This window comes from Amycolatopsis sp. FU40, from assembly GCF_021903635.1.
Taxonomy (GTDB): domain Bacteria; phylum Actinomycetota; class Actinomycetes; order Mycobacteriales; family Pseudonocardiaceae; genus Amycolatopsis; species Amycolatopsis dendrobii.
In genome coordinates, this window is the sequence record NZ_CP091381.1 from 3,713,867 (window position 1) to 3,732,425 (window position 18,559).

Here is an 18,559-nt window from a genome sequence, read left to right on the forward strand (position 1 = left end):
CGGCTCAGGGCTTCCAGCCGCTCTGCGCGGCCCACTTCTCCGCGCGCACGAACGCCTCGTTGACCCAGCCCTGCTTCTCCTCCGCGTACTGCTCGACCGTGCCGTCCGCGGAATGCTTGCGCGCCAGCTCTTCCTTCACCCGGGCGTAGTCGTCGCGCTCGTCCGGGTGCGCGCGGATCCAGTCCCGGAACAACAGCGCGAGCCGCCACGCCGGGGTTTCGGTGGAGCGGACGTGCAAGTTCACCGGCCGCTTCGGGTCGGCGCTCTGGTGGAACCGCTTGAGCCACTTCCCGTCGCCGCCTTGGGGATCGTCCCACCATTCGCCTTCGCGGCGCGGGAATCCGGCGTCGGCGAGGGCCTCGGCGATCGCGTCCGCATCATCCAAAGAGGACACGGTGAGCTGCAGGTCGAGGATGTCCTTGGCCGGAAGGCCCGGCACCGCGGTGGATCCGATGTGGTCCGCGCGCACCAGCCGCGAACCCGCGAGCTGCCGCAGCCGCGCCAGCCGGCGTTCGGCCTGCAGCGGCCAGCTCGAGTCGTACGGCGAGATCACCGGCGAGGCGGGCGGACGCGGTTTGCGCAGCCGGAGGTTCGCCTCGAACGGCACCAGCCGGTCCGCCCACAAGGCGTCCACCTCGGCGAGCACGACGTCCGGCGTGCCGCCGTTGTCGAGCCAGACGTCCGCGACGGCGCGGCGCTGTTCCTCCGCGGCCTGCGCCCGGATGCGCGCCCGCGCGTCGGCTTCGGGCATGCCGCGCACCTCGACGAGCCGGCGCACCCGCACCTCCACCGGCGCGTCGACCACCAGCACCAGGTGATAGGCGGGCGCGAGGTCGTTCTCCACGAGCAGCGGCACGTCGTGGACCACGATCGCGTCGTCCGCGGCCGCGGCCATCAGCTCGCCGGTGCGCTGCCCGACCAGCGGATGCACGATCGAGTTCAGCCGCTTGCGCGATTCGTCGTCCGCGAACGCGCGCGCGGCGAGCGCCGGACGGTCCAGCGAACCGTCCTCGGCCAGGATTTCCTCGCCGAACGCCTCGGCCAGCGCGGCCAGCCCGGGCGTGCCCGGCTCGACGACCTCGCGCGCGATGCGGTCGGAGTCGATGACGACGGCCCCGTGTTCGGCCAGCCGGTTCGCCACCGTCGACTTCCCCGCACCGATCCCGCCCGTCAGGCCCACTCGCAGCATGGCCACAACCTTAACGAGCCCAGCGGTCACCCGCTCAGGCGACACCGAACCCCCCTGCACGTGCACCCGCACACGTACCCGCACACCCTCCGCGCAAACGCAAGCACATTTTCGGGCGTAGCCGAACTGATGTGGGTGACACGCCGCGCGCTTGCGCTGTTTTCGCGGGTCGAGTGCGTACCGTGCGCGGCGGAAGGGTCGCCCACACGGAGGAACAATGGCGGAGAAGCACGTCGGGAAGCACCGGCTCGGCACCCCGGGTCTGGTGCACTGCGTCTCCTATCGCCAGGTCTCGGACGCTCTAGCGGAGTACCGGCGCACGTGGTTCAGCGCGCTGCTCGTGCCCGCGAAGCACAGCCTGGCCGGCCTCCGCCGTCGTGCCCGCGAAGCCGCACTGGAACGTGCCTGGGTCCCCTCGGTTTCGCTGGAACGCGCCTGACCGCGAGTACGTGAGGGGAACCCTGAGGGACTCTGATTCCCTCGGGCGGCCCGCACGGACGGCCCGCGCCCGCCGCCTCGTCGGCTGGGTGCTGAAGTCCGCGGATCAGATCGCGTGGGTTTCGATCGCGATCTCGTGGCTCAGCGTGCGGTGCACCGGGCATTTGTCCGCGATCTCCAGCAGTCGCGCGCGCTGAGCGTCGTCGAGGTCGCCTTCCAGGGAGATTTCCCGGGTGATTCGGCTGATCAGCCCGACCTCGGTCTCGCAGCGTTCGCAGTCGCGGGCGTGCACGCGGTCGTGCCGGAGCCGGACAGTCGTGCGGGTCAGCGGGATTCCCTTGCGGTCGGCGTACATCCGCAGCGTCATCGACGTGCAGGTGCCGAGCGCGGACAGCAGAAGGTCGTACGGCGTGGGACCGGCGTCCGCGCCGCCGGCACTGGCCGGTTCGTCGGCGAGGAATTCGTGGCCGGCGGTCGTGACGCGCTGGGTGTAGCGGCCGCTCCCGGCATCGGTGACGACGACAGTGCCGGGCTCCGGGTGGGTCATGAGGGCGCGTTCCTTCTGCTCGGCACCGCCCGCCCGGTCCGGGCGGTCGCTTGTGGACGGTCCGGGAACGACGTTCCCAAGAAGCCGTGAATATCGTATCTTCTGCTTGCGAGAGGCGGACGCGCTTCCCGCGGAGCACGGGCAAAAGGGGGTGGGAGATGGCCACCCGGCATCTCTCGACACGGCCGGCGGAGCAGCACAACCGCGGCCGTTTCCTCGACGCGGCACTGACCGTCCTCAGCGAGCGAGGCGTCGCCGGATTGACCGTGCGCGCGGTGGCGGAACAAGCCGGAGCGTCCACGATCACCGTGTACACGCGCTTCGGCGGGCGCACCGGTCTGCTGGACGCCTTGTACGAACGGGCTTTCGACCTGCTGGGCGAGGAATTGCGCGCCGTTCCGCAGTCCGACGGCGACGGGATCGCGGATCTGGTGGAGGTCGCACTCGCCTACCGCCGGTTCGCCTTGGAAAGCCCGGCCCGCTACGGCTTGATGTTCGAGCGTTCGGTGCACGACTACGACCCGGACCCGGCATTGCGGTCGGGAGTGCTGCGCACGAGTTTCGCCGAGTTCGTCGCGAGAATCGACCGGGTCTGCCCGCCCGGCGTCGTCGCGCAGGAATGCGGGTACCTGCTCTGGACGTCCATGCACGGGCTGGTGAGCGTCGAGCTGACGATCCGCTCGCAAAGCCCGCTCGACGACTGGTTCCTCAGCTCCGACGAATCCGCGCACGAAACCATCTACCGCCGGGGTGTGCACGCGACGATCGACGGGCTCGGCCTGCGCGACTGACCCGCCCGGCACGCGGAGCCTCGGAAGACAGCTCTGCGGCCGGGGGCATCGCGCACGCAGGTTCGCTGGGCTCGTCGCGAAGATCCGACCGCATCTGCCCGCTCGACGTCATCCGCACCCGAACGCGCCGAGGCGCCCCGATCACGCACCCGACCGGCGCGAAAAGATCCGGAGAAACAGTTCGGCCCCGGTCCGCTCGGGACCGGGGCCGAACTTGTCAGAGACTCAGCGAGTCAGCCGCTCACGCGCCGCCCGACAGCTTCTCGCGCAGGGCCGCGAGCTGCTCGTCGCTGGCGAGCGTGCCGCCGCTCTTCGCCTCGGCCGGGGCGGACGAGGTGTAGCTCTGGTCGCCGCCCTCGATGCCGGTGGCAGCGTCGGCAGCGGCTTCGGCGTCGGCCTCGGCGGCCTTCTTGACCTGGGCCATGTGCGCCTCGTAGCGCGTGTGGGCCTCGGCGTACTGCCGCTCCCACTCCTCGCGCTGCTTGTCGAAGCCTTCCTGCCACTCCTGCGTGTCCGGGTCGAAGCCTTCGGGGTAGATGTAGTTGCCCTCGGCGTCGTACTCGGCGGCCATGCCGTACTGGGTGGGGTCGAACTCGGTCTCCGGCGTGACGCCCTCGTTCGCCTGCTTCAGCGACAGCGAGATGCGACGGCGCTCGAGGTCGATGTCGATGACCTTGACCATGACGTCGCCGTTGACCTGGACGACCTGCTCCGGGATCTCCACGTGGCGCTCGGCCAGCTCGGAGATGTGCACCAGGCCCTCGATGCCCTCCTCGACGCGGACGAACGCGCCGAACGGGACGAGCTTGGTGACCTTGCCCGGCACGATCTGGCCGATCGCGTGGGTGCGGGCGAACTGGCGCCACGGGTCTTCCTGGGTCGCCTTCAGCGACAGCGAGACGCGCTCGCGGTCCATGTCGACGTCCAGGACCTCGACCGTGACCTCCTGGCCGACCTCGACGACCTCGGACGGGTGGTCGATGTGCTTCCAGGACAGCTCGGAGACGTGCACCAGGCCGTCGACGCCGCCCAGGTCCACGAAGGCGCCGAAGTTGACGATGGAGGACACGACGCCCTTGCGGACCTGGCCCTTGGCGAGCGCGTTGAGGAACTCGCTGCGCACCTCGGACTGGGTCTGCTCGAGGTAGGCGCGGCGGGACAGGACCACGTTGTTGCGGTTCTTGTCCAGCTCGATGATCTTCGCCTCGAGCTCGCGGCCCACGTAGGGCTGCAGGTCGCGCACGCGGCGCATCTCGACCAGCGACGCGGGCAGGAAGCCGCGCAGGCCGATGTCCAGGATGAGACCGCCCTTGACGACCTCGATGACGGTGCCCTTGACGGGCTCGTCCTTCTCCTTGAGCTCCTCGATCGTGCCCCAGGCGCGCTCGTACTGGGCGCGCTTCTTGGACAGGATCAGGCGGCCTTCCTTGTCCTCCTTCTGGAGGACGAGGGCTTCGACCTCGTCGCCGACGGCGACAACCTCTGCCGGGTCGACATCGTGCTTGATGGACAGCTCGCGCGAGGGGATGACGCCCTCGGTCTTGTACCCGATGTCGAGCAGGACCTCGTCGCGGTCGACCTTGACGATGGTGCCCTCGACGATGTCCCCATCGTTGAAGTACTTGATCGTCTTGTCGATAGCCGCGAGGAAGTCTTCCTCCGACCCGATGTCGTTGACGGCGACCTGCGGGGCCCCGGTGGGGGCGGTCGGGGCGGTGGCGGTGTCGGTGGTCATTAGGCGGGTTGCTCCGGTGGATGGGTGTCGTAGGTGGATGTGAAGTTGGCTACCGGCAGTGCACGCGGCGGGCCCCGCAACTGGCATGCGGCGACCCTGCTCAAACGTCCGGCGACCAAACGTTCCACCAGTGAACGACCGCGGCATGACCCGCTGACGATGCGCGGCCCCGGTGGGTAGTCACCCGGGCAGCGCGAACCCCACTGCGCTAACACGTATCGTACGCGGGCCCCCGCGGGGGACACAATCAGGGTCGCCCTGGGCTCCCGGTACCTTCCTCGCAACGTTTCCGCCGGTCCGGGCATTCCCCGCGCCCGGACGGCCGCACCCGGGAGAGGAGACCCGCATGCCCGAGCCCGCCGCGGCCCCGGCGGACCGCCACGCGAGCGCCGAAGAACGGCTCGGCACGGTCGGCGTCGCCCATCGCGAGGTCGCCGGAAACGAGGCGGAGGCGGCGAATCTGGCCTGGTGGGACGCGGATGCCGACGACTACCAGGCCACCCACGGCGGATTCCTCGGCGACGCCGATTTCGTCTGGTGCCCGGAGGGCGTGCGCGAGGAGGACGCGCGGCTGCTCGGCGACGTGCGCGGCAAGCGGGTGCTCGAAGTCGGCTGCGGACAGGCCGCGTGCTCGCGCTGGCTCGCGGCCGCCGGGGCCGAACCCGTCGCCACCGATCTGTCCGGCGGCATGCTCCGGCACGCCCGCGAAGGGAACGCCCGCACCGGCGCGACGGTCCCCCTCGTGCAGGCGAACGCCGAGCGGCTTCCGTTCGCCGCGGCGAGCTTCGACATCGCCTGCTCCGCGTTCGGCGCGCTCCCCTTCGTGCCGTCGCTGGAGACCGTGTTCGGCGAAGTGCGCCGGGTGCTGCGCCCTGGCGCGCCGTGGGTGTTCTCGGTGACCCACCCGATGCGGTGGATCTTCCCGGACGATCCCGGGCCCCAGGGGCTCACCGCGACCCAGCCGTACTTCGACCGCACGCCGTACGTAGAGGTGGACGACGACGGCACGGCGACGTACGTCGAATACCACCGCACGCTCGGCGACTACGTGCGCGCGCTCGCCGCCGAAGGCTTCGCGCTGGAGGACCTCGTCGAGCCGGAATGGCCGCAGGGCCACACGCGCACCTGGGGCCAGTGGAGCCCGCTGCGCGGCAGGCTCTTCCCCGGCACCGCGATCTTCCGCACGCGCCGCGACTGACCGGCTACGCTGCGGCAGTGAGCTCCGCAGGCCGATTCGCCGAACTCGACCCGCTCCTGCCGCCGCCCGTCCCGCTCGCGAGCGGCGACCGGCTGCGCGCGGTGACCGCGTCCGGCACGCAGGTTTCCGCGATGCTCCAGCGCTACCGGCACGGTCCGGGCGACGCTCCCCTGCTGTGGTCGGCGGCCGAGGTGTGGCAGCTGTTCCCGGATCCGGAGACCGCGGGCACCGAAGCGTTCGACGCGCTGCTCGGCGCGCTGCGGTCCCAAGTGGACACTGAAGCGCCGGGCGCCGATTCGGCGTGCGTCGTCAACTGGCCGAGCCGCGACGCCGAAGCCATCCGGGCTTTTCTCGATCACGGCCTGGTTCCGTTGTCCGCGTTGGCCGTTCGCCCCGCCGTCGCACCGGAAGACACCGGCACGAACGCGTCGATCCGCCTCGCCGGACCGGACGATTACCCCGCCGCGCTGACGCTGTGCACGGCGACGTTCGACTACACTGGCCTTGTCGCGCACCGGAAACGCGAGCAGACCGCGGAACTGCTCGGCCCGGCGCTGCGCCGCGCGCTCGGCGAGAAGGCGACCTGGCTCGCCGAGGTCGACGGCGAAGCGGCGGCGCTCGCGCAATGCGACTGGGTGGAATCCATGCCCGGGAACGAGGCCGCCGAACTGCTGCCGACCGGACGCTGGGGGTACGTGAACAACGTCGTCACCGCCCCGGGCAGCCGCGGCGGCGGGATCGGCCGCGCGCTGATGGCCCGCGTGCACCGCGAACTGCTGAACCAGGGCGCGACCGGCACCTACCTCTATTACAACCCGACCAACCCCCTGTCGTCGGTGTTCTGGCACCGGCAGGGCTACCGGCCGCTGTGGACGTCCTGGGAAGCACACCCTGCGTGGGCCTTGCGCTGAGCTTTCCGCTCTTTGGTGTGACGTCCGGCGAGCCGGCTTGCCGACCCCGCGAGGTCAGGACTAACTTTTGAACTGACTAGTCAGTTCAAAATCCGTGGAGTGTGTCCTGTGCAGGTCCGTGCCGACCGGGTGTCCCTGAAGGGTCCCCACGGCCCCTTGTTGCCGCCTACCTCGCTCACCGTCGAGGAGGGCTGCCTCACCGTCGTGCACGGCGAACCGGGCGTCGGCATCACCGCGCTGGCGCTGGCGCTGGCCGGACGGCTGAAGCCGACCACCGGCACCGTGACCGCCGAACCGGAGGGCGACCTGCGGCGGCTCGTGGCCGTCGTCGACTCGCCGGGGGTCAGCGAGCCGGACGAGGCCTTGTCGCTGCGCATCGTCACCGGCGAAGAACTGGCGCTCGCACACCGTCCTTCCAGCAAGGATGCTGTCACAGCTTGGCTCTCCCAGCACGACGCGGCTCCGTATGCCGACAGCCGGTTCGAGAACCTCGAGCCCGCGCTGCGCATCCGGCTGCTCACCGCGCTGGCCGCCGAACGCGACGGCGTGCGCGTGCTCGTCCTCGACGCGCCCGACCGGCACACCAGCGACGTCGAGACCTGGGCCGCGGTCGCGAAGGAGCACGCGGCCCGCGGGTTCGCGGTGGCCGTGCTGGCCGCGACGACGCCGGAGCCGGCGCTCCCCTGCCCGCCCGCCAAGGTCGGCGAGGTCGAGCAACCGGACCCGGTCCGGCTGTACGCCCCGCCGGAGCCCGCTGAAGCCGAGCAGACCAAGCAGCTCCCGGACACCGCCGAACTGACCGCCGAAACCGAGAACTCCGAGGGAGACCGGGCATGACCACCCCCCACAAGCGGGCCGGCGGACTGAACGCGTTCCGGATCGCGCGCAACGAGCTGCGCAGGCTGTCCACCGGGACGCTGCCGAAGCTCGCCATGTTCGCGCTCGTGATGGTGCCGCTGCTGTACGCGTCGTTCTACCTCTACGCGAACTACGACCCCTACGGCCGTCTCGACAAACTGCCCGCCGCGGTGTTCACCGAGGACGCCGGCGCGAAGGACTCGGGCGGGGCCGAGCGCAACGTCGGCCGCGAAGTCACCGACGAACTGGTGAAGTCCGGCACCTTCCAGTGGCATCAAGTGTCCGAAAAGGACGCCCGGGACGGCGTGCGCGACGACAAGTACTCGTTCGCCATCGGCATCCCGCACGACTTCTCGAAGGCGCTGCTGTCGTCCGGGAATTTCGAGCCGGAGCAGGCGACGATCACGCTCACCACCAACGACGCCAACAACTATCTGTCCGGCACCATCGCGAAACAGGTGGCCGACCAGGTCCGCAAGACGATCGCGGAGAAGGTGGGCAGCGAGGCCGCGGACAAGTTCCTCGTCGGCTTCTCCACCATCTACGGCAAGATCTCCGAGGCGACCGACGGGGCCAAGCAGCTGGCCGACGGCGCGGCGAAACTCCAGACCGGGCAACATCAGCTCTCCGACGGCGCGGGCCAGCTCGCGACCGGGTCGGCGAGCCTCGCCACCGGGCTGGGCACGCTCAAATCGAGCACCGCGCAGCTGCCGAGCCAGACGCAGAAGCTCGCCGACGGGGCGGGCCAGGTGGCCGACGGCAACCAGAAGGTGGCGAGCGCGGGCTCGCTGGCCGCGTCCGCCTCGTCCGACGTGATGGGCCGGATCGACAGCTACCGCACCCAGCTGGCCGCGAAGCTGCAGGAATCCGGGATGCCGGAGGATCTCAAGAACTCGATCCTGGCCGACTACGACAAGCTGCGCACGGACGCGAACCAGGCGAACGGGAAGATCCAGTCCGCCAACGGAGACCTGCAGAAGCTCTCCAGCGGCGCCCGGCAGGTGTCCGACGGGGCGCATCAGCTCGCGTCGGCCTCGCCGCAGCTGGCCAACGGGATCGCGCAGGCGTCCGACGGCGCGAACCAGCTGCGCGACGGCGCGGCCAAGCTCAACGACGGCGAAAAGACCGCCGTCACCGGCACCGACCAGCTCGCCGACGGCTCGGCGAAGCTGCGCGACGGGCTGGCCGCCGGGCTGAAGCAGATCCCGAACCCGGACGACCCGACCCGCACCGCCACCGCGAACACGATCGCCGACCCGGTCGCGGTCACGTCGAACGGCGTCGCGTCGGCGGGCACCTACGGCGCCGGGCTCGCCCCGTTCTTCATCTCGCTGGCCACCTGGATCGGCGCGTTCGTGCTGTTCCTGCTGATCCGCCCGCTGTCGACGCGCGCGCTCACCGCCGGCGCGTCGCCGCTGCGGGTCGCGCTCGGCGGCTGGCTGTCCTCGGCCGTGCTGGGCCTGGGGCAGGTGATCGTGCTGTTCGCCGCGGTGACCTGGCTGGTCGGCATCCACGTGGCGCATCCGCTGGGCGCGATCGGCTTCGCCTGCCTGGTGTCGCTGGCCTTCACGTCGATCGTGCACGCGCTCAACGCGCTCTTCGGCGCGGTCGGCAAGTTCCTCGGGCTCGTGCTGCTGGTGCTGCAGCTGGTGAGCGCGGGCGGCACGTTCCCCTGGCAGACGATCCCGGACGCGCTCTATCCGCTGCACATCGTGCTGCCCATGGGCTACGCCATCGACGGGTTCCGGCACCTGCTGTACTCCGGCGCGTCGCTGCAGATCCTCGGTGACGTAGGGGTGCTGGTCGCGTACCTCGTCGGCGGGATCCTGCTGTCCACTCTCGCGGCGCGCAAACACCGGGTGTGGTCGGTCTCGGCGCTCAAGCCCGAGCTGAGCCTGTGAGAGAAACGACCAAGCGGAAGCTCTTCGAGGCCACGCTGCGGCTGTCTGCCAGCCGCGGCCTCGTCGGGCTGACGGTGGATGACATCGCGGCGGAGGCCGGGGTCGCGAAGGGCACCGTTTACTACAACTTCGGGTCCAAGGACGGGCTGGTCGACGCGCTGCTGCGGTTCGGCGTGGATCTGCTGGCCGGGCGGCTGCGGGCTGCCGGGTCGGACGACGATCCGCTGGCGGTGATCGAGGCTCAGGTGGATACGACGCTGGAGTTCATCGCGGAGTATCCGGGGTTTTCGCAGATCGTGGTCAGCGAGTTGTGGCATACGCCGGGGCGGTGGCACGACACGCTGGCGTTGCTGCGGGAGGAGCTGATCGCGGTCGTGAAGGCACAGCTGGAGCGGTTGCGTGCGGCTGGACGGTTGCCCGCCGGGCTGGATATCGCTACGGCTGCGGCCGGGTTGTTCGGGACGATGCTGGTGGTGGCGCTGGATTGGCAGGTGTTCCATCCGGCCCGGGACCGGGCGGACGTGCTGGAGTCGGTGATGGTGCTGATCCGGGGGCTGCGGCGGTGACGTGGCGGGGCCCGGCGGTGGGTGCCGGGCCCCTGGGGGGTCAGTGGCAGTTGGCGCAGCAGCCGCAGCCCTTGCCGGTGCAGGCGGAGCAGCATCCGTGCCGCAGGACGGTCTGGAACAGGCGTTTGATCATTGCTCGGTCCTTCCGGGTTGGTCTTTCCTGCGTGGGTCACGCTAAGTCGGGTTGTGGTTGCCGGGGTACCGCTGACCGGGCAAGCGGGCGGGTGAATCCCGGATGGCGGGAGTTCGGTCGCGGATCTCGGGCGGCTCGTCGCCTGGCTGCAGCATTGCGCCCGAAGCAGGCCCCCGCCCCCGAACCTTGGCTGTGCTGACGGTTCGGGGGTGGCTCCATGCGTCGGGCGGGTGCAGCGGTGCGGTTATTTGTCGTGAGGGGAACACGGACTTGGGTTCCTACTGTCCGCAGGGGACGTTGAGCCAATCTGCTTTCGGGATGCTTGTGCGGGTGTCTTCCAGGTGGGTCAGCAGGGAGTCCAGCTGGGCGGGGTCCGCTGTGTATTCGAGGATTGCCCGGTAGAAGGCGCCGGTCATGGTTTTGGGCATGAGGTCGGAGGCGTCGAAGCAGACTGGTTTTCCTGAGGTGATGGTGGCCGCTATTTTGCGTCGTACTGGGTCGCGGTAGACGTCCTTCGCCACCGCTGCGCCTGCGGAGAAGGCCGTTGCGTTGGGGTTGCCTGCCCAGATTTGCTGGGCTTCCGGGGAGACCAGGAAATCCAGGAACTGGCGGGCCTGCGGGGTGTCGGAGAACATCGCGGCCAGGTCTGCGGATACTTCTGATGCGCCGGAGCCGGGGAACGGGAAGAAGTCGTAGTCGGTTCCTGGTTGCGGGCGCGGACCGGTTTCGTCGTGCAGGTGCATGGTTTGGTAGCTGCCCATCGCGAACGAGCCCTGGTGTTCCATCCGGCAGCCTGGCGGGTCGGCGAAGAGGGGGCGGGCCGCGTCGCGGAAATCGGTGAGCAGGGCGGAGGGGGCGCCGCCTTGGATGCCGCCTGGGCGGACTGCCACGGCGCCCCAGTCTTGGAAGGCTTTGCGTACTGGATCCGAGGTCCAGGGGAGGGTTCCGGCCGCCCATTGGCGATAGATTTCCGGGCCTGCGGAGTGCAGCAGGATGTCTTCTATCCAGTCGGTGCCTGGCCAGCCTGAGGTGGGCGGGGCGGCCAGGCCCAGGCACCACGGGGTGTTGTGGCTGGTCGCCAGGTTCACTAGCTGTTGCCAGGTGGCGGGTTTCGGGCCGGGGAGCGTTGCGGGGCGGTACCAGATCGCGCTTTTCAAGTCGGCTTTGACGGCGACGGAGTAGAGCTTTCCGGTGCCAAGGCGTTGCAGGTCGACCCATTGCCTGCCGTAGAAGGATTCGGCTTTCTGTTCCAGGAAGTCCAGGGGTTTGATTTCCTGGCGGCGGGCGTAGTCGGCCAGGAGGCCGGGGCTGGACAGGACTGCGATGTCGGGGGCGGCGCCCTGCTGGACGTCGGCGGCCAGGACTTGCTCTACCGCGCGCGTGCCCTGGTAGCGGACTTCGATGCCGGTCTTCGCTTCGAACCGTTGCTTGACCAGGTTGAAGGCTGCTTCCTCGCCTTCGGTCCACACGCCGATCACCTGGAGGGTGTTGCTGCTCGCGGCGACTCCGCACGCCGACGAAGCCGCTGCCAGCGCGGCGGCGGCCAGCAGGAGCAGTTTCTTCCACAGTGGACAGTTCATGGGCGGTACCGGTATTCGTCGATCCGTCTGTACAGGCCGGCGACGGTCAGGGCTCCGGCGATGATCAGGGCGGCCGGAACCAGTACTGGCAGGCCGCCGGATTCGGTGGCTGCGGTTCCGGCGGACGTCACGGCGCGGGCGGCTGACGTGATGGCGTTCTGGGCCGGGGCCGCGGCCGAGGCGATCGGGGTTTGGCGGCGGAAATCGTCCACAGTGGATCCGCAGCCGGGTGGGCCGCAGCGCTGGTGCAGGAGGGTGGCCAAGCGGGCGTGGCCGCCGGCGTCGGCGGCTTCGATGCTTTTCTCCCGGACGGCTACTGCTTCGTCCACGCTGCTGCGCACGGTGTCGAGGCGTCCGGCCAGGGCGGAGGCCACTAGCAGGCCCGCGACGACGCCTAGTCCTAAGACGGTCGCGCCGAGCAACGGCAGGTTCAAGCGGCGGCGGAATCGTTGACGGAGGAAAACTTGCGCCGAGACCAGCAGGGCGAGCAGGACGATGGGCGGCAGGAGCCAGAGGATCAGCGGGCCCGCGCTCATCCTGGTGCCGGAGATCTGGGTGTCGAGGGCGGCGCGTTCGTCCTTTTGCAGTTTGCCCAGCAGGGCCAGGACGTTGTCGGGGCCGTGCAGCAGGAGCGAGGCATACCAGAGGTCGGCCAGTCCGACGAGTTCCCCGCCTGGTTGCCGGAAGTGCGCGTCCGCTTGGCCCATCGCGCCGGAGTACGACGCGACCAGGCCTTCGACGGTTTGCAGGGTGCCGGTGCCTGCGTCGCCTGCTTGGTTGAACTCCGCGACGCGCGCGAGGCTTTGGCTCGCTGCCGCCATCCGGTTTTCGTACTCCTGGCCAGGACCCGCGAGTTTCGCTTCTCCGGAAGCGAAACTCGCGATGGCGGCGGCGTCGGCGGACACGAGGGCGTCCCGTGCCGCCGCGACCTCGAGGATCGCCCGGCTGGTCGCGGACGAGATCTGCTCAGCCGTCCGGACCACGCCGTTCACCGCGAGAAACGACGTGACCATCGCGAGCACAGTCCCGGCCAGCAGCACTGCCCGGATCCGCACGAGCGCCTGCCGCGTCCGCAGCGTCACGCGGCACCTCCGTCGAACCGTTCTCCGCACTCCTCGCAGAAGCGCGCGCCGGACGGGTTCGGGGTCTGGCAGTGCGGGCAGATCGCCGGTTCGGCGTCCGGAGGCGGCGCGGGGCGGGCGTCGCGAGGTTCGTCGCCGACGTTCGAGACCGTGGAGACCAGCAGGTTGAGCAGTTCGCTGCGGGTGACCTCGGGGCGCAGGCGCACGTCGTCGCCGTCCGTTTCGACTACCCGGGCCAGCCGGCGCAGTACCTCCTTGTTGCTGGTCCTCGTGGCGATTTCGACTGCGCGGCCCCACTCCCGTGCCGCTCGTGCGTGATCGCCCGCGGCGTAGGCCTCGTCGGCGTTCACCAACGCTTCGCTCAACTCGGCGTGCATGGTGTAGCGGCGCACCTTCGGGTCGACCAACGTCGGCGCGACCGGGTCGCGGGTCCAGTGCGCCAGAACAGGCGCCGCGGAATCCGGTGCGCCCTCGACCTCGACCCAGGCGAGCATCCGGTCGGAGCCGTATTCCGGCGGAGCGTCCGCCGAGACTTCCACCGCGAGCTGGAATTCCCGGGTCTCGCCGGCGCTCCACGAGCCGAGCGAGAGGACCGTTTTCCCGTCGCCGTCGCGGACGCAGCGCGAGGTCAGATCGTATTCGCTCGGCCAGACCTGCTTCACGAACCGGAGCGTGGTCTGTTCGGTGACGCCGATCCGCAATCGCGCCGACGGGATGATCTTGGCGAGCGCCGCGGCCATCAGTGCGCGGAAGTCCTCGACCAGGTCTTCGTCGCGCACCACCGAATCGACGGAACCGCGCAGCACCCGGCCGATCTCGACCAGTTCGGCTCGTTGCCAGCCGTCGCCGATTCCTCTTGCGTCGCAGACGAACTGGCCTTCGCAGGCGTCCAGTTCGCGACGCAGTGCCTCCGCTGATTGCGACTGGTTGTTCCCGTCGGTCAGCAGGATCGCGTGGCGTACCGCGTCCGGCGCTGAAGCGAACAGGTGCCGTGCGCACTCCAACCAGGTGCCCATCGCGGTGCCGCCGACCGCGACGAACCGCTCCACCGCGGCAACCGCGGCGGCCCGGGTCTCGTCCGACGCGACCGCCAGCCCGGGTTCGGCCGGATACGCCAGGTCGGCGCGTTCGGTGCCGCGGACGACGGCGAACGCGACGCCGTCCGGGAGAGCCCAGATCGCCGCGGCTGCTGCCCGGCGCGCGGCGGCGATCTTCGTCGGCGGGTAGCGCATCGAGGTCGAGCAGTCGACCAGGAGCACTTCCGCGCCGGACGGACGGGACCCGCCAGCGCCGCCGTCGTCGCGCGCGGAAACGGTGACCACGGCCTGCATCGCGGTGTCGCCTTCGCCGAGGTAGCGGTTCTGATGGACCTCGACGTCCCAACCCCTGCTCATCCCTCGCCCCTTCGCCGCCTACACCCAGGTCGTCGGCCTCGTCTCGTTCGCCCGGTCGACCAACGCGTCGTGGTACTCCGCCGAACCCGCCCGGCGCGCGATCCGCCGGTACGACTGTTCCACCAGCAGCCGCAGCCCGTGTTCGTCGAGCCTCTGGCCGAGAACCGGGCCCGGCGGCATCCCGCGCATCCCGGCCAGGAAACAGCGCAGCGCGCTCTCGCGGACCTCGGCGGTGAGCCGGTCCGCGGTGTCGCGGTCCACTTCCAGCGCGGACAGCCGGTCGATCGCCTCGGCCAGGTCCTCGAGGTCGGGCAGCGCGTCGCCCACCGGCAGGATTCCCGCGCGCACGCGGATTCCGGCGATCCGGGCCGCCTCGTCGTGCCGCGAGTACTCCGGGACCTGGTCCAGCAGTTCCACCGCGGCCGTGCGCTCGTCCAGCTGCAAATGCCCGCGCGCAAGTCCGAAAACGGCATTGACCTGCAAATGGTCTCGCACCCACAGCGCGTCGTAGTAGCGCGCAGCCTTCTTCGGGCCGCCGCAGTGCTCCGCGCACAGGCCGAGCGCGAGCTTCGGCGTCTCCTCCCCCGGGATGTCACGGTGGACGCGCTCGAACCAGGTCTGCGCGCTCTCCACGGCGCCAGTGGCGAGTGCGACCAGCCCGCGATGCCAGGCGATCCGCCAGTCGTGCTTGGCCCGCGCGCCGAGCAGTTTCTCGGCGGCGTCCACTCGCCGCCCGGCTTGCTCCGTGCCGTTCGAGTCCGCTTCGGACAGTTCGAGCCAGGCCCGGCAGCGGCGCAGCTCGACCTCGACGGTCGAGTCCGCGCGTTCGAGTTTCTTCAGCAGCCGAGCGGGATCCGGCGCGCGGACGGTGCGCAGAAAGGTGACCGCCGGGTCGTGCGGATCCTCGTGCGGCACCGGCAACCCGAGCGCGATGTCGAGCGGTGCTGGCAGCGCGCCGAGCGGGCCGACGGGACGTCGGGTGCGACGCACCCACTCCCCTACCGGTCGCGGCTGGCCGAGCCCGGCGTCGAGCAGCACCGCCGCTTCGGTGAACAGGGTGGAGATCGACGGGCGCGATTGGCGGTCGCGCAGCGAAAGGATCTCGTGCAGTACGCCGTCGAGTTGCACGAGCATTTCGCCGGCGGTGGCGAACCGGTGCTCGTACGGACCGGTCGCGCGGTCGAGCACCTGGGTGAAGGATTCGACGCCGAGCGCGATCCGTTTGTCGGCCGGATGCGGCCAGCCGTCGCTGCAGCGGAACAGGTCGCGCAGCGTCGCGCCGACGGTGTGGATGTCCGAGCGCACGGTGAGGCCGTGCTCGTCGAGTTCGGTCGCGCCGATCTGGAACCGCGGGTTGCCGACGATCGGGCTGGTCTGGTCGCCGATCTTGCGGATGGCGCCGAAATCGATCAGCTTGACCCGCTTCTCGCCGTGGATCACGTTCTGCGGGCTCAGATCGCAGTACAGCAGCCCCTGTTCGTGCAGGTAGCCGAGCGCGGTGAGGATCTCGCGGCCGTACGCCACGACGTGCTCGACGAGCAGCCTGCCCTCGGGCCCGTCGAGCATCGCGCGGCCGCGCCGCATCACCTCGGCGAGCGGGAGGCCGTCGACGAACTCCATGACGATGTAGCGCGCGTCCGGCCCGCCGTGCGGATCGGGATGCGTGGCGACGTCGTGGATCCGGACGATGTTCGGGTGGTCGAGCGAGGTCAGCACCTGGCTTTCGGTCTCGGCGATCCGCACCGCGGCCTCGTCACCGGTGTTGAGCAGGCCTTTCAGCGCGACGTACTGCTTCAGCCGCAGGTCGGTGCCGAGGTAGACGTACCCGAGCCCGCCGCGCGCGATGCAGCCGTGCACCTGGTAGCGGCCGTCGACCACGTCGTCCGGGAACAGCTTGGGAGAGAAGGAAAACGGCGTGCCGCACTGCGAGCAGTAGCCTTCGGTGCGTGCGGGACGGCCGCCCGTCGATCGGCCCACCGGCGCGCCGCAGCCGCGTTTGCCGCAGTACCGTTCGTCCTCGGCGACATGCGGATCGGCGAGGACGCGCCCGGCGATGTCCGGCAGCACGACCACGGGAAGCGGAACGTAGTCGTCGCCGGTGCCGTGCCCGGCGGTCTGCTGCTCCCGCGTGACGACGGTGTCGGCGATCCGGCTCGCGCCCGGAGCGGGGATGACGAGCGTCGCGTCGGCTTTCGGCGTCGGCCGCTTCGGCTCGGATCCCGGCGCCCAGCCGCATTTCGCGCAGAATCCGGCGCGGCTGATCGTGCCGGAGCAGTTCGGGCGGGCGCAGGCGGTCATCGATTCCCCTTGCGCACCGCGGCACCGAACGCCTCGACGGCCGCCGCGGCTTCTTCGGGATCGCACGCGCCCTCGTACAGCAACTGCCAAGCGTTGGCGTACAAGGAATCCAGCAGCGGATCCTCGACCCGGCCGGCGGCGCGGGCGCGCTCTCCGTAACCGTCGAGACGAAACCTCAACTCGGTGCGGCGGTCATGCGCCGCGTCAAGCCGATCGCGCGCGCTTTTCGCCGCGGCCAGATCGGCGGCCACCACACCGGCGACTTCCTCGACATGTCGTTCCGCCCACGCGACATCGCCGAGATCAGCGGCTTCCTGCAACCTGCTCACCGCACCGCGGCGGCGACGCACGCGCGGCGGCGGAATGTCGCTCACCGCGAACCGCGGGGCCAGTTCGGCGATGTCCTCCTCGAGCGCGGCGAGTTCGTCGATCTGCTTGTCCAGCGCGGAAATCCGGCGAGCCAGCCCGTCCGGGCGCGCCCCGTTCCGGCGCGAGCGCAACTCCGTCAGCCCGGGCGAGGACTCCCGGCGGAACCCGAGCGCGAGCCGGATCCCGAGCCGCGCGGCACGGTCCGCCAGCGGCGCGATCACCTCGCCGATCAGCCGTTCCGGCTCGGCCGCGTCGTCGATCGCGTTCACCACCACCGTGCGGCCGATGCCCGAATGCGTCGCGCCGTTGTCCAGCGTGAGGTCCAGCCGCTCCGCGAGCCGCTGCCGCACCTGAGCCGAGGTTTTGCCCGCCGCGTCCACCGCGAGATCGACGCTTCCCGCTGGCGGCAAGGTTTCCTTCGCCAGGGTGTCGCGCAGTTCGTTCGCCGCCGCCGAACGCTCCCGGTCGGCGAGCACCACCGCGAGATCGAGCGCGGCGGCCTTCGCGGACCCGGCCTCGCCGGTCACGACGATCCACACGCCGCGCCCCTCGCCGAACCAGCCCACGACCTCGCGCGCGAATTGCGGATCGTAGGCGACCCGGTCGAGTTCGCGGCCGAAGGTCTGGTCGACAGCCGGACTCCCCCGCCCCCACCGGTCCGCGCCGAGATAGCCGAGAATGGTCTCGACCGGGATCATCCACGCGACCCGTTCGCCCTCGGCCTTGTAGCGCGACACGACCATGCCGACCACCCGGCCGGTCTCCTCGTCGAGCACCGCGGTGCCGCTGAACCCGCCGGTGATCGGCTGGTCGTCGTTTTTGCGGCCCAGCTGAACCCATTCGCATCCGGGCCCGCCTTCGCCGGCGAGCTCGCCGAACGTCCACAACCCTTCGTCCGCGCCCGCCGGAAATCCGTAGGCACGCACTGCTTGGCCGTCCGACAACGGCATCCGGTACAACGGCGCGCCCAACGCTCCCGGCACTCGTCCGGCCAGCCGCAGCACCGCGATGTCGCCGCGCTCGTCCCGCCCCGGCGGCACCCACGCCCCCGGCACGACGCGGCCGGAGCTGACCGGAGTGCCGGGCAGCCCGACGAAATCGACCAGGACGTCCGCGTCCGGCCCGCCCGCCCGCTCGACGACGTGCGCGCAGGTGAGCACATGGTCCTCGTCGAGCATGGTGCCTGCCCCGCGGATCCCGCCGGTGCGGTCGCGCAGGCGAACCCGCCAGCGTCGACGCTCGGCCTGGTACCCCACGAGGGGACCCTACGCCGCGGGATCGGCGGCTCGGGCGGCGTTTGCGGAAAGTGGCCCACGCTGGAGCAGCAAGCTCACCCGTTCAGCGGCGTGGAAGCACTTCTCGTGGGTGACACCGGTTCCGGGGAGTCGCTTCGCGGCGGTGGCGTTGACGATCTTTCTTGGGTTGCTGCTCACCGAGTGCAGGTTTCCCGCGCAGGGCACGAAGCGGGCGGGACGGGCAGGCAGCGGATCTGAGCACGCCTGCTGACTCGTGCACTTCTAGCTGAATTCGCTGCCGATTCCGTTGCCCGCAACGGTATTCGCAGATGGC

15 protein-coding genes are annotated in these 18,559 nt (G+C 70.4%); 7 read left to right on the top strand and 8 right to left on the bottom strand.

The window, feature by feature from the left end; all coding sequences use genetic code 11:
- Positions 1-4 precede the first annotated feature (4 nt).
- The gene (gene coaE / locus L3Q65_RS17915) at positions 5-1,189 is read right to left on the bottom strand and encodes a dephospho-CoA kinase (RefSeq protein ID WP_237600305.1); all 1,185 of its coding nucleotides are present in this window, start codon (positions 1,187-1,189) and stop codon (positions 5-7) included.
- 217 nt (positions 1,190-1,406) lie between these two features.
- On the opposite strand from coaE, the gene L3Q65_RS17920 reads away from it, so the two are divergent.
- On the top strand, positions 1,407-1,628 hold the full coding sequence (locus tag L3Q65_RS17920) for a hypothetical protein (protein WP_037818102.1): 222 nt from the start codon (positions 1,407-1,409) through the stop codon (positions 1,626-1,628).
- 105 nt (positions 1,629-1,733) lie between these two features.
- Here the strand turns inward: L3Q65_RS17920 and L3Q65_RS17925 are convergent, their stop codons facing one another.
- Positions 1,734-2,174, bottom strand: coding sequence for an OsmC family protein (locus tag L3Q65_RS17925; protein WP_237600306.1), 441 nt, complete (start codon positions 2,172-2,174; stop codon positions 1,734-1,736).
- A gap of 158 nt (positions 2,175-2,332) precedes the next feature.
- Between L3Q65_RS17925 and L3Q65_RS17930 the strand changes: the two genes are divergently transcribed.
- On the top strand, positions 2,333-2,965 hold the full coding sequence (locus L3Q65_RS17930; protein ID WP_237600307.1) for a TetR/AcrR family transcriptional regulator: 633 nt from the start codon (positions 2,333-2,335) through the stop codon (positions 2,963-2,965).
- A gap of 241 nt (positions 2,966-3,206) precedes the next feature.
- On the opposite strand, the gene rpsA is transcribed toward L3Q65_RS17930, so the two are convergent.
- On the bottom strand, positions 3,207-4,700 hold the full coding sequence (rpsA, locus tag L3Q65_RS17935; protein ID WP_182895296.1) for a 30S ribosomal protein S1: 1,494 nt from the start codon (positions 4,698-4,700) through the stop codon (positions 3,207-3,209).
- A gap of 346 nt (positions 4,701-5,046) precedes the next feature.
- On the opposite strand from rpsA, the gene L3Q65_RS17940 reads away from it, so the two are divergent.
- The 5 genes from L3Q65_RS17940 to L3Q65_RS17960 all read left to right on the top strand — a co-directional run bounded on the left by L3Q65_RS17940 (position 5,047) and on the right by L3Q65_RS17960 (position 10,134).
- On the top strand, positions 5,047-5,898 hold the full coding sequence (locus L3Q65_RS17940; RefSeq protein ID WP_182895297.1) for a class I SAM-dependent methyltransferase: 852 nt from the start codon (positions 5,047-5,049) through the stop codon (positions 5,896-5,898).
- Positions 5,835-6,809, top strand: a complete 975-nt coding sequence (locus L3Q65_RS17945) for a GNAT family N-acetyltransferase (protein ID WP_370648192.1) — start codon at positions 5,835-5,837, stop codon at positions 6,807-6,809. Before L3Q65_RS17940 ends, L3Q65_RS17945 begins: the two co-directional genes overlap by 64 nt.
- A gap of 108 nt (positions 6,810-6,917) precedes the next feature.
- Positions 6,918-7,646, top strand: coding sequence for an ABC transporter ATP-binding protein (locus L3Q65_RS17950; RefSeq protein ID WP_182895298.1), 729 nt, complete (start codon positions 6,918-6,920; stop codon positions 7,644-7,646).
- A gap of 26 nt (positions 7,647-7,672) precedes the next feature.
- A complete protein-coding gene (locus tag L3Q65_RS17955; protein ID WP_182895394.1) occupies positions 7,673-9,568 on the top strand; it encodes a YhgE/Pip domain-containing protein in 1,896 nt (631 codons plus the stop codon).
- The gene (locus tag L3Q65_RS17960) at positions 9,565-10,134 is read left to right on the top strand and encodes a TetR/AcrR family transcriptional regulator (RefSeq protein ID WP_182895299.1); all 570 of its coding nucleotides are present in this window, start codon (positions 9,565-9,567) and stop codon (positions 10,132-10,134) included. Before L3Q65_RS17955 ends, L3Q65_RS17960 begins: the two co-directional genes overlap by 4 nt.
- A gap of 411 nt (positions 10,135-10,545) precedes the next feature.
- Here L3Q65_RS17960 and L3Q65_RS17965 read toward each other — a convergent pair whose 3' ends face one another.
- The 5 genes from L3Q65_RS17965 to L3Q65_RS17985 all read right to left on the bottom strand — a co-directional run bounded on the left by L3Q65_RS17965 (position 10,546) and on the right by L3Q65_RS17985 (position 18,246).
- The gene (locus tag L3Q65_RS17965; RefSeq protein ID WP_237600309.1) at positions 10,546-11,745 is read right to left on the bottom strand and encodes an ABC transporter substrate-binding protein; all 1,200 of its coding nucleotides are present in this window, start codon (positions 11,743-11,745) and stop codon (positions 10,546-10,548) included.
- A 98-nt stretch (positions 11,746-11,843) separates the two neighbouring features.
- Positions 11,844-12,929, bottom strand: a complete 1,086-nt coding sequence (locus L3Q65_RS17970; RefSeq protein WP_182895301.1) for a hypothetical protein — start codon at positions 12,927-12,929, stop codon at positions 11,844-11,846.
- Positions 12,926-14,323: a VWA domain-containing protein gene (locus L3Q65_RS17975; RefSeq protein WP_237600310.1), complete on the bottom strand. Its 1,398-nt coding sequence runs from the start codon at positions 14,321-14,323 to the stop codon at positions 12,926-12,928. Before L3Q65_RS17975 ends, L3Q65_RS17970 begins: the two co-directional genes overlap by 4 nt.
- 18 nt (positions 14,324-14,341) lie before the next feature.
- Positions 14,342-16,621 (bottom strand): serine/threonine-protein kinase, encoded by a 2,280-nt coding sequence (locus L3Q65_RS17980; protein WP_237600311.1) that lies wholly within the window; start codon positions 16,619-16,621, stop codon positions 14,342-14,344.
- Entirely contained in the window at positions 16,618-18,246 is a 1,629-nt protein-coding gene (locus L3Q65_RS17985; RefSeq protein WP_182895304.1) for a serine protease, read from the bottom strand. Before L3Q65_RS17985 ends, L3Q65_RS17980 begins: the two co-directional genes overlap by 4 nt.
- Positions 18,247-18,559: the final 313 nt, after the last annotated feature.